This window comes from Citricoccus parietis (assembly GCF_042433045.1).
GTDB lineage: Bacteria > Actinomycetota > Actinomycetes > Actinomycetales > Micrococcaceae > Citricoccus > Citricoccus parietis.
In genome coordinates this window covers 51,033-67,432 of record NZ_JBHLWH010000047.1, presented here as the reverse complement: position 1 = coordinate 67,432, position 16,400 = coordinate 51,033, and the positions used below count along the sequence as shown (strand labels likewise).

The 16,400-nt window shown below is 70.6% G+C and carries 13 protein-coding genes and 1 pseudogene; 9 read left to right on the top strand and 5 right to left on the bottom strand.

Going from position 1 to position 16,400, the window contains the following annotated elements; translation table 11 throughout:
* Positions 1–124: 124 nt before the first annotated feature.
* From ACFFIO_RS16475 to ACFFIO_RS16455, 5 genes and pseudogenes are all read left to right on the top strand, one after another.
* A pseudogene (locus ACFFIO_RS16475) lies at positions 125–1,167 on the top strand (alcohol dehydrogenase catalytic domain-containing protein).
* 153 nt (positions 1,168–1,320) lie between these two features.
* A complete protein-coding gene (locus ACFFIO_RS16470) occupies positions 1,321–2,070 on the top strand; it encodes a LamB/YcsF family protein (RefSeq protein ID WP_378043676.1) in 750 nt (249 codons plus the stop codon).
* Entirely contained in the window at positions 2,067–3,842 is a 1,776-nt protein-coding gene (locus ACFFIO_RS16465) for a 5-oxoprolinase subunit B/C family protein (RefSeq protein ID WP_378043526.1), read from the top strand. Before ACFFIO_RS16470 ends, ACFFIO_RS16465 begins: the two co-directional genes overlap by 4 nt.
* Positions 3,839–5,623, top strand: coding sequence for an acetyl/propionyl/methylcrotonyl-CoA carboxylase subunit alpha (locus tag ACFFIO_RS16460; RefSeq protein ID WP_378043525.1), 1,785 nt, complete (start codon positions 3,839–3,841; stop codon positions 5,621–5,623). Before ACFFIO_RS16465 ends, ACFFIO_RS16460 begins: the two co-directional genes overlap by 4 nt.
* On the top strand, positions 5,616–6,302 hold the full coding sequence (locus ACFFIO_RS16455; protein ID WP_378043523.1) for a GntR family transcriptional regulator: 687 nt from the start codon (positions 5,616–5,618) through the stop codon (positions 6,300–6,302). Before ACFFIO_RS16460 ends, ACFFIO_RS16455 begins: the two co-directional genes overlap by 8 nt.
* 49 nt (positions 6,303–6,351) lie before the next feature.
* On the opposite strand, the gene ACFFIO_RS16450 is transcribed toward ACFFIO_RS16455, so the two are convergent.
* Together ACFFIO_RS16450 and ACFFIO_RS16445 are read right to left on the bottom strand one after the other, a co-directional pair.
* A complete protein-coding gene (locus ACFFIO_RS16450) occupies positions 6,352–7,140 on the bottom strand; it encodes a putative hydro-lyase (RefSeq protein WP_378043521.1) in 789 nt (262 codons plus the stop codon).
* Between the two features lie 5 nt (positions 7,141–7,145).
* Positions 7,146–8,387, bottom strand: a complete 1,242-nt coding sequence (locus ACFFIO_RS16445; protein ID WP_378043674.1) for an NRAMP family divalent metal transporter — start codon at positions 8,385–8,387, stop codon at positions 7,146–7,148.
* A 204-nt stretch (positions 8,388–8,591) separates the two neighbouring features.
* Here ACFFIO_RS16445 and ACFFIO_RS16440 point away from each other — a divergent pair, with 204 nt between their 5' ends.
* The gene (locus tag ACFFIO_RS16440) at positions 8,592–8,876 is read left to right on the top strand and encodes a DUF7218 family protein (RefSeq protein WP_378043520.1); all 285 of its coding nucleotides are present in this window, start codon (positions 8,592–8,594) and stop codon (positions 8,874–8,876) included.
* Here the strand turns inward: ACFFIO_RS16440 and ACFFIO_RS16435 are convergent.
* Both ACFFIO_RS16435 and ku read right to left on the bottom strand, forming a co-directional pair.
* Positions 8,873–9,889 (bottom strand): DNA topoisomerase IB, encoded by a 1,017-nt coding sequence (locus tag ACFFIO_RS16435; protein WP_378043518.1) that lies wholly within the window; start codon positions 9,887–9,889, stop codon positions 8,873–8,875. The genes ACFFIO_RS16440 and ACFFIO_RS16435 overlap by 4 nt on opposite strands.
* A 1-nt stretch (position 9,890) precedes the next feature.
* Complete coding sequence (gene ku, locus ACFFIO_RS16430; RefSeq protein ID WP_378043516.1) at positions 9,891–10,943, bottom strand: non-homologous end joining protein Ku; 1,053 nt, start codon at positions 10,941–10,943, stop codon at positions 9,891–9,893.
* 45 nt (positions 10,944–10,988) lie between these two features.
* Between ku and ACFFIO_RS16425 the strand changes: the two genes are divergently transcribed.
* Together ACFFIO_RS16425 and ACFFIO_RS16420 are read left to right on the top strand one after the other, a co-directional pair.
* Positions 10,989–13,583: an ATP-dependent DNA ligase gene (locus ACFFIO_RS16425; protein ID WP_378043514.1), complete on the top strand. Its 2,595-nt coding sequence runs from the start codon at positions 10,989–10,991 to the stop codon at positions 13,581–13,583.
* On the top strand, positions 13,580–14,179 hold the full coding sequence (locus tag ACFFIO_RS16420; protein ID WP_378043512.1) for a DUF6328 family protein: 600 nt from the start codon (positions 13,580–13,582) through the stop codon (positions 14,177–14,179). Before ACFFIO_RS16425 ends, ACFFIO_RS16420 begins: the two co-directional genes overlap by 4 nt.
* Here the strand turns inward: ACFFIO_RS16420 and ACFFIO_RS16415 are convergent.
* Entirely contained in the window at positions 14,169–15,548 is a 1,380-nt protein-coding gene (locus tag ACFFIO_RS16415) for an aspartate aminotransferase family protein (protein WP_378043510.1), read from the bottom strand. The two genes, ACFFIO_RS16420 and ACFFIO_RS16415, sit on opposite strands and share 11 nt — an antisense overlap.
* 311 nt (positions 15,549–15,859) lie before the next feature.
* Between ACFFIO_RS16415 and ACFFIO_RS16410 the strand changes: the two genes are divergently transcribed.
* A complete protein-coding gene (locus tag ACFFIO_RS16410; protein ID WP_378043672.1) occupies positions 15,860–16,348 on the top strand; it encodes a MarR family winged helix-turn-helix transcriptional regulator in 489 nt (162 codons plus the stop codon).
* Positions 16,349–16,400 lie beyond the last annotated feature (52 nt).

The following is a 16,400-nucleotide window of genomic DNA, read 5'->3' as shown; positions in this document are numbered from 1 at the left end:
GGGTCACGGCCTCCACGGCTGGTATCGCGGAGTGAGAGGGACCCTTGCGCGGTGCTGTCGGCGGCGTGTAGGACTCGTCAGAGTGGTCACCCGACCATGCCAAGCCCGCTTTTCAGGAGGACCCGTGCGTGCCGTCGTGTTTGAGAACTACCAGACCTTCCCCGAGCTCAAGGACGTCGAGAAGCCGGTTCCCGGTCCCGGCGAGGTCCTGCTCAAGGTGGCCGGAGCGGGAGCCTGTCACTCCGACGTCGCGATCTTCCAGGACTTCACCGAGGGGCCCCGGGTGCCGTTCCCCCGGCCTTCACCCTGGGGCACGAGAACTCCGGCTGGATCGAGGAACTCGGCCCTGGCGTGGAAGGCCTGAACAAGGGGGATGCCTACCTCGTCTACGGGCCCATCGGGTGCCAGCACTGCCGGGCCTGCTCGCGCGGCCAGGACACCTACTGCGAGAACGCCGCCACCATGCCGTACATGGGGGTGGGGCTCGGGCGCGACGGCGGGATGGCCGAGTATGTGCGCGTGCCGGCCCGCAACCTGGTCCCCCTCGGGGACGCCGATCCGGTCGCGGCGGCCTCCCTCTCCGACGCCGCGCTGACCCCGTACCACGCGATCAAGCTGGCCCTGCCGCACCTCAACGGTGGCGGCAGGTACGCCCTGGTCATCGGCCTGGGCGGGCTGGGCCTGCTCGGCGTGCAGATCCTCAAGGCCCTCACCGGGGCCACCGTGATCGCCACGGACATGAAGCCTGAGGCGATGGCCGAGGCCGAGAGGCTCGGCGCCGTCACGGTGCCCGGCGGCGAAGGCCAGATCGAGCGGATCCGCGAGATCACCGGCGGCCGAGGCGTGGACGCGGCCTTCGACTTCGTGGGCGTGGCTCCGACCGTGAAGACGGCCATGGCGTCCACGGCCCGCCAGGGCCGCTGCACCATCGTGGGGATCGCGGGCGGGTCCTATGACTGGTCCTTCTTCACCGCCCCCTATGAGGTGGAGCTGACGAGCACCTACTGGGGCACCATCGAGGAGCTGTACGAGGTGGTCGACCTGTACCGGGCCGGCCAACTGGAGCCGATGTACACCACCTACCCCATGGACCGCGCCCTCGAGGCCTACCAGGCCCTGGTGGACGGGAAGATCTCCGGCCGCGCCGTCGTCGTGCCGCATTCCTGAGGACGGCTCCTGCGTTCGCTGCGCCGAACGGGGGATCCAGAGCTGCCCCACAGACTCAGATTGTTGAACAATCGCTGACTGTGGGGCATGCTGGGGTGACCATGAAGAGAGACGGAGGTCACCACCGTGAACGCACAGGGCAGCACCGCACAGATGGACCTGAACAGTGACGTCGGCGAGTCCTTCGGCTCGTACACCTTGGGCGACGACGCCGCGATCTTCCGCTCGGTGTCCTCCGCGAACGTCGCCTGTGGCTTCCACGGCGGCGACCCGTCGGTGATCGCGCAGACCTGCCGGGACGCCGCTGCGGCGGGGATCACGGTCGGGGCGCACGTGGCCTACCGGGACCTGGCCGGCTTCGGCCGCCGGTTCCTGGACTGCTCGCCCACTGAACTGGCCGACGACGTCCTGTACCAGATCGGCGCCCTGGAGGCGATGGCCCATGCGGCCGGGACCGCCGTCCGGTACGTCAAGCCGCACGGTGCGCTGTACAACACGATCGTCCACCACAGCGTGCATGCCCGGGCCGTGGTGGACGCGGTCAAGGCCTACGATCCCGAGTTGCCGCTCCTCCTGCTGCCCGGGGCCGTGGCCGCCGAGATCGCCTCGGCCGAGGGGATGCGCGTGGTGACGGAGGCCTTCGCCGACCGCGCCTACACCCCGGAGGGGACCCTGGTCTCCCGCCGTGAGCCCGGCGCCGTCCTCCACGACGAGAAGCTGGTCGCCGAACGTATGGTCCGGCTCGCCACCGAGGGGACGCTGACCGCGGTGGACGGCACCGAGATCCGGGTGGAGGCGGCCAGCATCTGCGTCCACAGTGACACCCCCGGGGCGGTGGCGATGGCGGCCGCCGTCCGGGCCGGCCTCGAGGGTGCCGGGGTACGGATCGGTTCCTTCGCGTGAGCGGAACCGCATCCGGCGACCACCGCGCGGAGCCGGGAACCAGCCCGCGCGGTATCCGCTGGTCCGGCACCCGGGCCTTCCTCCTCGAGTGCGGGTCCCTGGCCGACGTCGTGGCGATGCACGCCCGTCTCTCCTCCGAACCGTTGCCAGGGCAGGTCGAGGCACTGGCCGCCGCCGAGACCCTGGCGCTGTCCTTCACCCATCGCGGGGCGGCCCTGTCCGCCGCGGAGGACCTGCGCGGGTGGGGGCCGGTGGAGGGCGATCTGCAGGCGGGCGGTCTGGTGGAGATCGAGGTCGTCTACGACGGCGAGGACCTGGACGAGGTCGGCGAACTGACCGGTCTGGGCCGGGACGGGCTCATCCGCTGGCACACCGGCACCGAATGGATCGGGGCCTTCGGCGGCTTCGCCCCCGGCTTCACCTACCTGGTGCCGGCGGACGGTGGGGCTGACAGCCCGGCGGATGGTTGGACGGAGGGTCGAGCCCTGGACATCCCCCGCCGCGACAGCCCGCGTACCACAGTCCCGGCCGGCTCGGTCGCCCTGGCCGGACGCTTCTCCGCCGTCTACCCCCGGTCCTCCCCGGGCGGCTGGCAACTGATCGGGCGCACCACAGCGACCCTGTGGGATCTGGACCGTTCCGCGCCCGCGCTGGTGGCCCCGGGGGACCGCGTCCGCTACCGTGCCGTCCGCGAGCAGGCGCGCATCGGCGGCGGAGGAAACTCAGACCCCGGCACCGCGGCACTCGGCCCCGGCACGACGCCGGCCGGCACCGCGGCACCCACCACCGGTCCCGCGGTGGTCATCGAACACCCCGGACTGCAGTCGCTCCTCCAAGACCTGGGCCGCCCGGGCCATGGCGATCTCGGTGTCTCCGCCGCCGGTGCCGCGGACGAGGACTCGGCGCGGCAGGCCAACCGGATCGTGGGCAACGCCCCGGGGGCGGCCGTGATCGAGACGCTGCTCGGCGGACTGCGGCTGCGCGCACGGGAACACCAGGTCCTGGCGCTGGCCGGTGCCGAGGCCCCAGCGGTCATCACGGCCGTCGCCGGAGGACTGCCTGCCGACCGGGCCGTGGCCCGTCGGACACCCTTCGCCCTCTACGACGGGGAGACCCTCGAGATCGGCGAGCCCGCGGCCGGGCTGCGCACCTACGTGGCCGTGCGCGGAGGCCTGGAGGCCGACGTCGTGCTCGGCAGCCGCTCGACGGACACGATGTCCGGGCTCGGGCCCGCTCCGCTGGTCGCCGGCACCGAGGTTCCGGTGGGCACGAGAGCTGGGTATGCCGCCGTCGGGAGCGATGAACCGCCGTTGCGCCGGATGCCGCGGGCCGGGGCGACGACTGAGTTGCGTGTGGTTCCCGGACCCCGCGGCGACTGGTTCGGCCCCACCGGGGTGGACCGGCTGGCCGGCCAGGACTGGCTCGTGACCGACCAGTCCAACCGCATCGGCGTGCGGCTCGCCGTGTCCCAGGACGGGACGCCGGGGGCCGGCAAGCCCCTGGAGCGGATCAGGGACGGTGAGTTGGCCAGCGAGGGGGCGGTGGCCGGTGCGCTGCAGGTGCCGCCGTCCGGGCTCCCCGTGCTGTTCCTGGCCGATCATCCCGTCACCGGAGGCTACCCCGTGATCGGGGTCGTGGTCCCGGAGGACCTGACCCTGGCCGCCCAACTGCCCCCCGGCTCGCGTGTCCGCTTCGTGCTGACCACCCCGCCCGAGACCACCCCGCCCGCGACCATCTCCTCCGAGACCGTCCCCGAGAGGACTGATCCATGAGCCCACACCGAACCCTGACCAAGGTCCTGATCGCCAACCGCGGGGAGATCGCCGTGCGCGTGGCCCGCGCCTGCACGGATGCCGGACTCACGTCCGTGGCCGTGTACTCGGATCCGGATGCGGACGCGATGCACGTGCACCTCGCCGACGAGGCCTTCGCGCTGGACGGCACCTCCGCCGCAGAGACCTACCTGGACATCGGCAGGCTGCTGGAGATCGCCCGGCGCTCCGGGGCCGATGCCGTGCACCCGGGCTACGGCTTCCTGTCCGAGAACGCGGACTTCGCCCAGGCCGTGATCGAGGCCGGGCTGACCTGGATCGGTCCGTCCCCGGCGGCGATCCGTGCCCTCGGGGACAAGGTCTCCGCCCGGAGGATCGCCGTCAACGCCGGGGCGCCCCTGGTCCCGGGGACCGATGGACCGGCGGAGGACGCCGCCCAGGTGCGGGCCTTCGCCGAGGAGCACGGCCTGCCCGTGGCCATCAAGGCCGCCTTCGGCGGTGGTGGCCGCGGCATGAAGATCGTGCACCGGATGGAGGACGTGGAGTCCGCCTTCGACTCCGCTGTGCGGGAGGCCGTGGCGGCCTTCGGCCGTGGGGAGTGCTTCGTGGAGCGGTTCCTGGAGAAACCGCGGCATGTGGAGGCACAGGTGCTGGCGGACACCCACGGCGCCGTGGTGGTGGTCGGCACCCGGGACTGCTCCCTGCAACGCCGGAACCAGAAGCTCGTGGAGGAAGCCCCCGCGCCGTTCCTGACGACGGAGCAACTCGAACGCATCCATGCCTCCGCCAAGGCCATCTGCCGCGAGGCCGGCTACACCGGCGCCGGGACGGTCGAGTACCTGGTGGCCCCGGACGGGCTGATCTCCTTCCTCGAGGTCAACACCCGTCTGCAGGTGGAGCACCCCGTCACCGAGGAGACCACCGGAGTGGACCTGGTCCGTGAACAGTTCCGGATCGCCGCGGGGGAGCGGCTCTCCCTGAGCGAGGATCCGGCCCCGCGCGGCCATGCCCTCGAGTTCCGGCTCAACGCCGAGGACCCGGCCCTGGGCTTCCTGCCCTCCCCGGGGACGGTCGAGGCCTTCGAGGCGCCCACCGGCGCAGGGATCCGCGTGGACACCGGCGTGCGCTCGGGATTCACCGTTCCGGCCGAGTACGACTCGCTGCTGGCCAAGCTCATCGTCTGGGGGGAGGACCGTCAGCAGGCGATCCGGCGGGCACGGACGGCCCTGGACGAACTGGTCATCCGCGGCCTGCCGACGGTGGTCCCGTTCCATCAGGCCGTGCTGGACCACTCGGACTTCACCTCGCAGGACGGGCTCGGCGTCCACACGACCTGGATCGAGTCGGCCTTCGCCGCCGATCTGGAGGCCTCGCCCTACCTGGCCGCCGCCGCGCCGGGAGCCGAACGAACGGAGCTGACCGTGACCGTGGACGGCAGGGCCGTCAGCCTCGGACTGCCCGCCGAACTGGTGCGTGCCCTGCGCAGTGGCGGCAGCGGTAACAGCGGCGGCAGCGAGGACACCGCCGGGACCGACGGCGGACCGGGACGCGCCTCGTCAGGGGAGCGGGCCGGCGTCGTGCCCGCCCCGATGAACGGCACCGTGGTGACGTGGCTCGTGGAGGACGGCGCCGAGGTGACCGCCGGGCAGGACCTCGTGGTGCTGGAGGCGATGAAGATGGAGACCGCCGTGCCCGCGCCGGCGGCCGGTGTCTTCACCCGCGCCGGGCTCAAACCGCGTGATCCAGTGGAACGCGGGCAGGAGCTGGGTCGCCTTGACTGAGCCGTCAGTACCAGCACCAGCACACGCGGCACGTGCCGCGCACGCGCACACGGGGGCGTGGGCGGCGCACGTCCTGCGAGCCAGGATCTCCCACGGTGAGTTGCTGCCCGGGGCCAAGCTGGCGGAGCAGGCCCTCGCCGCCGAGCTGGCAGTCTCCCGGAACACCCTGCGCGAGGCCTTCGGGACGCTGGCCGATGAGCTGATCGTCGAACGGGTGCCCAATCGGGGGGTCTTCGTCGCCAAGCCGGACGCGGAGGACATCCGGGAGATCTACCGGATCCGCCGCATGATCGAGCCGGCCGCCCTGCTCTGGGGGGAACTGACCGCACCGGCGCTGGCCGAGCTGGACGAGATTGTCGGGCGTGCGCTCGCCGCCCTCGCGGCCGGAGACGTCCCCGGCATGGCGGAGGCGAACCAGCAACTGCACGGGGTGATCGTGGCGATGGCCGGCTCGCCGACCCTGTCCACGGTCATGGACCGGACGCTGGCCCGGATGCGGCTGGTGTTCTACCGGATGTCCGATGCCCCCGATTTCCATTCGGGGTACGCCGAGCACAACCGTGACCTGGTCCGGATGCTGCGGGACGGCCGCCGCGAGGAGGCTGCCGCCGCCCTGCGGACGTATCTGGACACCGCCGAGGCGGAACTGTTGGACCACCTGGACCGCCGGGCCCTCTGAGCCGGCCGGCAGACCCGGCCCGACCGCTGACCCCGGCGCGTCCGCCGGGTCAGGGCACCAGGTAGTCGGAATCCCGCGCGTCGGTGATGAGCATGTGCCCGGGCGCGTGGCCGATGGCCAGTGGGGGCCGCGACTCCATGACGGCCGCCTGCGGCGTCACGCCGCAGGCCCAGAAGACGGGGATATGCCCGGCCGGGATCTCCACCGGGTCGCCGAAGTCCGGGCGGGACAGGTCCGTGATCCCGAGTTCGTGCGGTGACCCCACGTGCACGGGCGCCCCATGGACCGCTGGGTAGCGGGAGGTGATCCGGACGGCGTCGGCCACCTGGGACGCGGGGACCGGCCGCATCGAGACGACCAGTGGCCCGGCCAGGTTCCCGGCCGGAGCACATCGGGTCGAGGTCCGGTACATCGGCACGTTCACCCCCTGCTGCTGGTGGGCCACCGGCACGCCACCGGCCGCCAGTGCCGCCTCGAAGGTGAAGGAGCAGCCGACGATGAACGTCACGAGGTCGTCCCGCCACCAGTCGGTGATCTCGGTCGGCTCCGCCACCGGGAGCCCGTCCTCGTAGACCACGTACCGCGGGACGTCCGTGCGGATGTCGCCGCCGGCCAGCAGGCCGGAGGTGACCTGGCCGGCGTCGAGCACGCCGAGCAGGGGCATGGGCTTGGGGTTGCGCTGGGCGAACAGCAGCAGGTCGAAGGCGTGGGACGCCGGGACGATGATCAGGTTGGCCTGGGCATATCCGGCGGAGATGCCCGACGTCGGCCGTACCAGCCCGGCGCGGAAGCGCGCCCGTGCCTCGGCGGGGGAGAGGGTGGACAGGTTCTCGGTCATAGGGTTCATGCTCCGGTCAGCAGCTCGATGGCGGGGGCGAAGGAATAGACGGCCAGGAACACGGTCACCAGCCAGGCCATCACCCCGATGACGATGAGCCACACGGGGTACTTGTAGCCGCCCAGCAGGTCCCGGCGGCGCAGGGCGACCCACAGCAGCACGGCGAAGCCGATGGGCAGGATCAGGCCGTTGAACGCCCCCGCGAAGACCAGCAGGGTCTGGGGCGCCTGACCCAGGAAGGCGTAGATCACGGCGCAGACGGCGATGAAGGCCACGGTGAGGAGGTTGCGGCGGCGGGGGCTGCCGTCCGTCCTCGTGATGAAGGAGACCGAGGTGTAGGAGGCGCCGATCACCGAGGTCACCGAGGCGGCCCACAGGATCACGCCGAACATCCGCAGCCCGATCTCGCCGGCGGCATGCTGGAAGGCCTCGGCCGCCTGGTTGTCACTGGTCAGGGCCACGCCACTGGCCACCACGCCGAGGATCGCCAGGAACAGCAGCACGCGCATGACGCCGGTGACGATGATGCCGAGGACGGAGGTGCGGGTGATCTCCTTCACGGCCGCCGGGCCGCGGATGCCCGAATCGATCATGCGGTGGGCACCGGCGTAGGTGATGTAGCCGCCCACGGTGCCGCCCACCAGGGTGGTGATGACCAGGATGTCTACGGTCTCCGGCATGACCGTGTTCTTCAGGGCCTCTCCGACGGGCGGCGCGGCGACGACGGCCACATAGAGCATGAGCAGGATCATCACGGCACCGAGCATCACGACGATCCGGTCCAGGGCCATGCCGGCCCGCTTGGACAGGAAGATCAGGATGGCGACCACCGCGGAGACCAGGCCGCCGATCTTCGGGTCCACGCCGAGCATGGCATTGGCCCCGAGGCCGGTACCGGCGATGTTGCCGATGTTGAAGACCAGTCCGCCGGCGAAGACCAGGGCCGCGAGCACCCAGCCGATGCCGGGCAGGACCTTGTTGCCGAGTTCCTGGGCGCGCAGTCCGGAGATGCCGATGATGCGCCAGACGTTCAGCTGTACGGCGATGTCCACGAGGATCGAGATCAGGATGGCGAAGGCGAAGGCGGCGCCGAGCTGGACGGTGAACGTGGTGGTCTGGGTGATGAAGCCAGGTCCGATGGCGCTGGTCGCCATGAGGAACATGGCGCCGAGCAGGGCCGTGCGCTGGGCGTTTTTCGGACGCCGTTTCCGGGCCGCCGGGGCGTTCGCGAGGGCGGGGTCCTGCATGGGTTCCTTCATGGGGTCCTTCCAGGGAGCGCGTGATGCGGGTCACCGATCGAATCTGTGGGAACACTACAGGTTGTTCAACAATCATGGCAATGCATTGTTCAACAATCAGTGGGGACGGTCGAGGACGGGAGGAGTGTTCAGGCGGAGGACAGGGCGGAAGGCCGGTTGAAACGGACTGCTCCGCGGGCGCAGACTGGCCGCATGGCCAAGAAGAACGCATCCAAGGAATCCGACGCCCCGCAGATCAAGGACGAGGAGATGTACGAAGCCCTCCGCGAGGACGGGGCCAGCAAGGAGAAGGCGGCCCGGATCTCGAATGCCGCCGCCCGGGACAGCCGGTCCGAGGTGGGTGAGCGCGGCGGCGAGTCCGGTTCCTATGACGACTGGACCGTCGAGGAGATGAAGGACCGCGCCAAGGAACTGGACCTCTCCGGCTACTCCGATCTCCGCAAGGACGAATTGATCGAGAAGCTGCGCAACCACTAGTCACCGCCGGTGAGCAGCTGCAGCAGAGCTCGGTCCGGCTGGCGGCCTAGGTCCATCACCTGTCCCCGCTCGAACAGGTCCACCACCCGGGGGTCCACGTAGGACTCCCGGGCCACGGTGGGCGTGTTGTGGAGCAGGTCCGCCGCGGCCTGCACGGCGATCTTCACGGCCTCCGGGGACGTGACTCCAGCCCGGTGCGAGCGGGCCAGGGACCGCGCCGCTGCCACCGTGCCCTGCCAGGTCCGGAAGTCCTTCGCGGTGAACTCCAGCCCCGCGAGGTCCGTGAGGTAGTCGTTCACGTCCGCTGCCGTCACGCCCTTCCATTCCCGGCGCCGGCCGGACATGACGGGGTACGCCACCGCCGGTGCGGTGCGCGGGGTGGCCGGGATGCCGCCGAAGAAGTCCGCCAGGTCCGGGTCCTTCACCGTCACGTCCCACTCGCTGCCGGACTTGCCGCGGAACACCAGGTGCACGTGCGGGGCATGGACGTCCACATGCCGGCGCTGCAGGGTGGTCGCGCCGAAGGCCTCCAACTGCCCCGTGTGCTCGGAGCCGCCGATCCGCAGGGCCGCCCGGTCCATCAGGCGCACGGCGGCGGCCAGCGTCCGACGCCGGCCCGTCGCGTCCCCGTTCGCCCTCCCTCTCGCGGTGGTTCCGGCCGTGCCGGCGGGGCGCAGATCCCGGCTCACCTGGCGGCGAAGCGAGGGCAGGGCCTCGGCGAAGGACAGGGCGCGCTCGTACTTCTCGGCGTCGCGCCGCGCACGCCACTGGGGATGGTAGATGTACTGGGTCCGGCCGGCGTCGTCCACGCCCGTGGCCTGGATGTGTGCCTGGGCGTCGGCGGCGATCCAGACCTCCGTCCACGCGGGCGGGACGACCAGGCCACGGAGACGCTCGAGGGTGGTGGCGTTGGTGATGCGGCGTCCGTTGGCGCCCCGGTAGCTGAACCCCGTGCCCGCCCGGTGCCGGGTGTAGCCCCCGGTGCCCGGCGTCGACCTCCGCAGCCGGGCCATCTCAGGCGCTCTTGCGGCGGCGGGAACCGGACTTCTCTCCGGACGTCGCGCTGGACTTCGCCGACTTGGCCGGCTTCTTGCCGGACTTGCCGGATGCATCAGACCCACCGGACGAGCCAGACTTCTTGGCACCGGTCTTCCGACCGCCGGACGCCTTCGAACTCGACGTCTTTGATCCAGATGGCTTCGAGTCGGACCTCTGTGAAGCTGACGTCTTCGTCCCGGACGTGGATCGGGACCCCTTCGCGGCGGTCTTGCGGCCGCCCCGCTTCTTGTCCAGGGAGGCCTTCAGGGCCTGCATCAGGTCGATGACCTCGGCATCCTCGCCTTCGGACTCCTCCGTGACGTCGCCGAACGTGGCGGCGGTGTCCAGGGATTCGCCCTGCTCGAGTTTGGCGTCGACGAGCTTGTGCAACTCCACCTGATAGGTGTCCTCGAACTCCTCGGGCGTGAAATCCGAGGCGAACTGGTCCACCAGAGCCGCTGCCAGCTTCTTCTCCTTGGTGCCGATCTTGGCCTGGGACCGGGTCGCGGGAAAATCGACCTCCCGGACCTCGTCCGCCCAGTACATGGCCTGGAGCACCAGGACGTCGTCCTGGACCCGCAACGCACCCAGCCGGGTCTTCTGGCGCAGCGCGAACGTCACCACGGCGGTGCGGTCGGTGTCCCCGAGGGCCTGCCGCAGCAACAGGTAGGACTTCGGGGACTTGCCCTGGGGTTCCAGGAAGTAGCTCTTGCCGAACATGATGGGGTCGATCTGATCCGAGGGGACGAACTGGACCACTTCGATCTCGTCGTTCTGCGCCTCCGGCAGCGAAGCGAAGTCCTCGTCGGTGAGGACCACCGTCTGCTCGCCGTCCTCGTAGGCCTTGTCGATGTGCTCGTAGTCGATCTTCTTCCCGCACACCTCGCAGCGGCGCTGGTACCGGATCCGGCCGCCGTCGGCGTCGTGGACCTGGTGGAAGCTGATGTCGTGCTTCTTCGCCGCCGAATACGCCTTGACAGGGACGTTCACCAGGCCGAAGGTGATAGATCCAGACCAGATGGCTCTCATGGGCGTCAGCATAGGCCCTTGTCGGCAGCCAGGGGGAGGGGTGGCATGGCACGATCCGCGCGGCAGACCTACACCGTCGGTGAACATCAGCTCTCCGTCTCCAGCCTCGACAAGGTGCTCTACCCGGCCACCGGCACCACCAAGGCCGAGGTCATGCAGTACTTTCTCGCGGTGGCGGACGTGCTCATACCGCAGGTGGCCCAGCGCCCGGTCACCCGTAAGCGGTGGGTGGACGGCGTGGGCACGGCGGAGAAGCCCGGACAGGTGTTCTTCCGCAAAGACCTCGAGGACTCGGCGCCGTCCTGGATCCCGACCGGCAGGATCGCGCACTCCGACCACACCAACACCTATCCGCTGGCCAATGAGCCGGCCGTGCTGGCCTGGTTCGCCCAGGTCGCCGCCCTGGAACTGCACACTCCCCAGTGGCGCTTCGGGCGGAACGGACAGCCGCGCAACCCGGACCGCCTGGTGCTGGACCTGGATCCGGGGGAGGGCGTGGGGTTGGCCGACTGTGCCGAGGTGGCGCGCTGGTGCCGGGACATCCTCGCGGACATGGGCATGGAGTCCTTCCCCGTGACCTCGGGGTCCAAGGGCATCCACCTCTACGCCGCGCTGGACGGCCAGCACAATGCGGACGCCATCAGCGCAGTGGCCCACGAGCTGGCCAAGGCGCTGGAGGCAGATCACCCGGACGAGGTCATCTCCAGCATGCGCAAGGCCAGCCGCGCCGGCAAGGTGTTCGTGGACTGGAGCCAGAACAACGGGTCCAAGACCACCGTGGCCCCCTACTCGCTGCGTGGGCGGGACCGTCCCTGGGTGGCGGCGCCGCGCACCTGGGCGGAATTGGAGGACCCGGACCTGAGGCACCTGGAGCTCTGCGAGGTGTTGGAGCGGGTCGCCGACGGCCAGGACCCGCTGGCGCCCCTCGGCTGGGTGCCGAACCGCCCAGACAGTTCCGACGATCTCGACGACCGCCTCGCAAAGTACCGGTCCATGCGGGATGCGAGCAAGACGGCCGAACCGGTGCCGGCGGAGGCGCCGATGGAACGACAGCTCGGTGAGGGCGAGCGGCCGACGTTCGTCATCCAGGAACACCACGCCCGGCGCCTGCACTGGGACTTCCGGCTCGAGCACTCCGGGGTGCTCGTGTCCTGGGCGGTGCCCAAGGGGCCACCCCTGGACACCGAGACCAACCGGCTGGCCGTCCAGACCGAGGACCACCCCCTGGAGTACGGCACCTTCGAGGGCACCATCGCGAAGGGCGAGTACGGCGCCGGGGAGGTCACCATATGGGACGCCGGGACCATCGAGATCGAGAAGTGGCGTGAGGGCAAGGAGGTCATCGCCGTGCTGTCCGGGCGGCCGGACGGCGGCCTCGGCGGGGTGCCGCGGCGCTACGCCCTGATCAACGCCCCTGGCATGGGCGGGGAGGACAACTGGCTGCTCCACCTCATGCAGGACCAGCCCGAGACGAACACCGCACAACGCGCCTCGAAGACCACCGCCAAACCCACCGAGAAACGTACCGAGAAGCCCACCGCGAAATCTGCCGCGAAGGGTTCGGAGGATGCCGCGTTCACGGTGGCAGACCTGCCTTCTCCGATGCTGGCCACCTCCGGTCAGCCCGCCGACCTCACCGCGGACGAGGACTGGTCCTACGAGATGAAGTGGGACGGCTACCGCCTCCTGGCCGGGGTGTCGCCCGGGCAGGTCGTCCTGGCCAGCCGCAACGGCAAGGACCTGACGGCCGACTATCCCTCCCTGCAGGAACTCACCGAGCTGCTCACCGGGCCCGCGGAGGAGTGTGGCGGGGCGGTGCTCGACGGGGAGCTGGTGGCCCTGGACGGCCAGGGCCGGCCGGACTTCGGACTGCTCCAGGAGGTCAGCGGCCGCACCAGCCGGGGGATGCGGCGGCGGGGCCGGACCGGCCAGTCCGCCCGGGCTGGTCAGACTGACGGGGCCGCCGCGGATTCGGAGGGGGTCGAGTTACGGTATCTGGTGTTCGACATCCTCCAGCTGGGGCCGCCGGGCGCCTCGGGGCGGCAGGTCCGCTCGCTCCTGCGCACCCCCTATGGTGAGCGTCGCGAGGTGCTGGAGGCCGGCGTCGGGAAGGGGGACGTGGTGTCCGTGCCCCCGGGATACCACGGGACGCTCGCCCGGGCCCAGCAGGCCAGCCGCGATCTCGGGCTCGAGGGCGTGGTCGCCAAGAGGACGGACTCCCTGTACCTGCCGGGGCGGCGCGGCTCCGCATGGATCAAGCTGAAGCTGCAACAGCACCAGGAGGTCGTGGTCATCGGGGCCCGGGAGGGCAGGGGAGGCCGGTCGGGCGGGATCGGCTCTCTGCTGGTGGCCGTGCCGGACGAGGCGGGTGAGCTGCGGTACGCCGGGCGGGTGGGTACCGGTTTCTCGGCGACCCAGCTGGCCGAGACCGAATCCCGGTTGCGGCGACTGTCCCGCAAGACCCCGCCCGTGCCGGACGTGCCCGCCGAGGACCGGTCCGATGCCTGGTGGGTCACCCCGTCCCTGGTGGGCGAGGTGTCCCTGGCCGGCCGTACCCGTTCCGGCCGGGTCCGCCAGGCCTCGTGGCGGGGCTGGCGTGAGGACAAGTCCCCTGACGAGGTGCGCTGGGAGATCCCGTGAGCAGTGCGGCGCACGGCCCCGAGCCGGCCGGGGAGAAGGCATCCCCGGCGCCGGCCGGTGAGAGCGCGTCCCCGGAGGAGGCGCTCCGGCATGAGACGCCGGCGGAGAAGCTGGACCGCAACTGGAGTGACCTGCTCCAGGAGCTGCGGGTGATGCAGACAGGAACGCAGATCGTCACGGCGTTCCTGATGACGTTGCCGTTCCAGGCCCGGTTCGCCGAGGTGGCCAGCCATCTCCAGGGGTGGTACCTGGCGCTGCTGGTGACGGCGGTGTTGTTGACCGTCCTGATGCTGCTGCCCGTGGTGATCCACCGGCGCTTCTTCGGCCGGCTCGTCAAGAACCGCACCGTGGCGCTCGGGGACCGCGTGGTGCGGATCTGCCTGGCTGGCATGGGGCTGCTGCTGGCCGGTTGCGTGGCGTTCATCGCCCACGTCCTGGTGGCCACGGACGTGGCCTGGTGGATCACCGGCGCCACCGCCCTGGTGATCGCGGTGCTGATGGGGGTGCTCCCGCCGCTGCTGCGCCCCGGGCCGCGGACCGGCGGCCAGACCCGCACCGGGCCACCCGGTGGGGAGCCTCCCGTGCTCAGCCGGTGACGTACCGGTCGGTGACCGCCAGGGCCTGGTCCAGGATGTCCAGTCCGTGGCGCACCACCTCATCCGGGGCGTTCAGGGGCGGGGCCACGTGGATGCGGTTCATGTTCTGGAACGGCAGCAGCCCCAGCCTCTTGCACTCGGCTACGAGCTCGTTCATCTCGGGGGAGGACCCGCCATAGGCGGCCATGGGCTCCTTGGTCTCCCGGTTCTTCACCAGCTCCACGGCCCAGAAGGCGCCCAGGCCACGGACGTCTCCCACGGAGGGGTGCGCGTCGAGGATCTCCCGCAGGCGTGGCCCGATGATCTCCTCACCCAGCCGGGCCGCGTTGGCCACCATGCCCTCGTCCTGCATCGCGTTCAACGTGGCCACGGCCGCGGCACAGGCCAGCGGGTGGCCGGAGTACGTCAGCCCGCCCGGGTAGGGCGTCTCGGCAAAGGTCTCGTAGACTGCGTCCGAGAGGGCCACGCCGCCGAGTGGCACGTAGCCGGAGTTCACGCCCTTGGCGAAGGTCAGCAGGTCCGGCTCCACACCCCAGTGGTTGACCGCGAACCACTGGCCGGTGCGGCCGAAGCCCACCATGACCTCGTCCGCGATGAACAGGATGCCGTACTTGCGGGTCAGCTCTCGCACGCCCTGCAGATATCCCGCCGGCGGCACGTAGATCCCTGCCGTGCCGGGGACGGACTCCAGGATCACCGCCGCGATCGACTGCGGCCCCTCGAGCAGGATGGTCTGCTCCAGATGCGCGAGCGCGCGATCGGACTCCTCCTGCTCGGTGGTCGAGTGGAAGTAGCTGCGGTACGGATAGGCGGGCATGAAATGGACGACGCCGGCCGTCGCCGTATCGACGGGATTCCGCCGGGGGTCGGCGGTCAGGGCGAAGGCCAGGTCCGTGCCCCCGTGGTACGCGCGGTAGGCGGACAGTACCTTGGGCCGGCCCGTGTGGACCCGGGCCATCCGCACGGCGTGCTCCACGGCATCCGCTCCGGCGTTCGTGAAGAACACGTGGTTCAGGTCCCCGGGTGCCACGTCCGCCACGAGCCGGGCCGCCTCGGACCGGGCGGCGTTGACGTGGGCAGGGTTGATGGTGGCGATGTCCGCGGCCTGCTCTTGGATGGCGGCCACGACCTTCGGGTGTGAGTGGCCGATGTTCGTATTGACCAGCTGGCAGGAGAAGTCGATGAGCCGGTGGCCCTGCCCGTCCCAGACATAGGGGCCCTCGGTCTTGACGACCGTCATCGGCGTGATGGTCCGCTGGGCGCTCCACGAGTGGAACACATGCTCGCGGTCGAGGTCGTAGGCCTTGCGGCCGGCGGCCAGCAGGTCTTCGCTGATGGACGGGTCAGGGGACACGGGCTGAATGGTCATCGACTCTCCTGGTACTGGCTGGCGGGCATCATGGTGTGGCACTGGTGTGGCACATGGTGTGGCAATCCTGATGTGTCCGGGGACACTCCTGTCCACCAGCATGCCTGATCCGACGGGGCGGCGGGCGTGTGCGGGCCAATGCGACCACGTGCGGACGAGTTCGTACAGATGGCCGGTTCACGTGGCGTGATGCGCGCCTGGCCCGGCTGGCGGAATGGCACCATGGCATCATGGACCCCGTGAGAGATTCTGTTCAGGCGGCCCGGGGCACGGAGTCCTCCGCAGAGACCGGCGTCGACGGCGTCCGCTGGCTGTCCGCCGCGGAACGCCGGGCCTGGCTGACCCTCGTGGCCACCCACATGCAGCTCATGCCCACCCTGGAGGCAGACCTTCAGGTGGAGGGCACTGTCAGCTTCTTCGAGTACCAGGTGCTGGCCATGCTCTCGGAGAGCGGCGAGGCGTTGCCGATGAGTGAGCTGGCCGCCCGCACGAACTCCTCCCTGTCACGGCTGTCCCATGTGGCCCGCAAGCTTGAAGGCCGTGGCCTGATGCGGCGCAGCCCCTCGAGCGAGGACGCCCGCGTCACCATGGCCGTCATCACGGACGAGGGCATGGCCGAGATCGTCCGTCTGGCCCCCCACCACGTGGCCAGCGTGCGCGCGCGGTTGCTGGACAGCCTGGATGACCGCGACCTGGCCGACCTGGGCCGGATCGGCTCCAAGATCCTCGCGCATCTGGACCCGGAGCACTGGGTCTTCCGGGATCCGGCACTGGCGAACGACAAGCCCCGGCCCGCCTGACGGGCCTCAGCCTGCCTGACTGCCTCGATACGGCTGACAAGCGCCTGCCCGG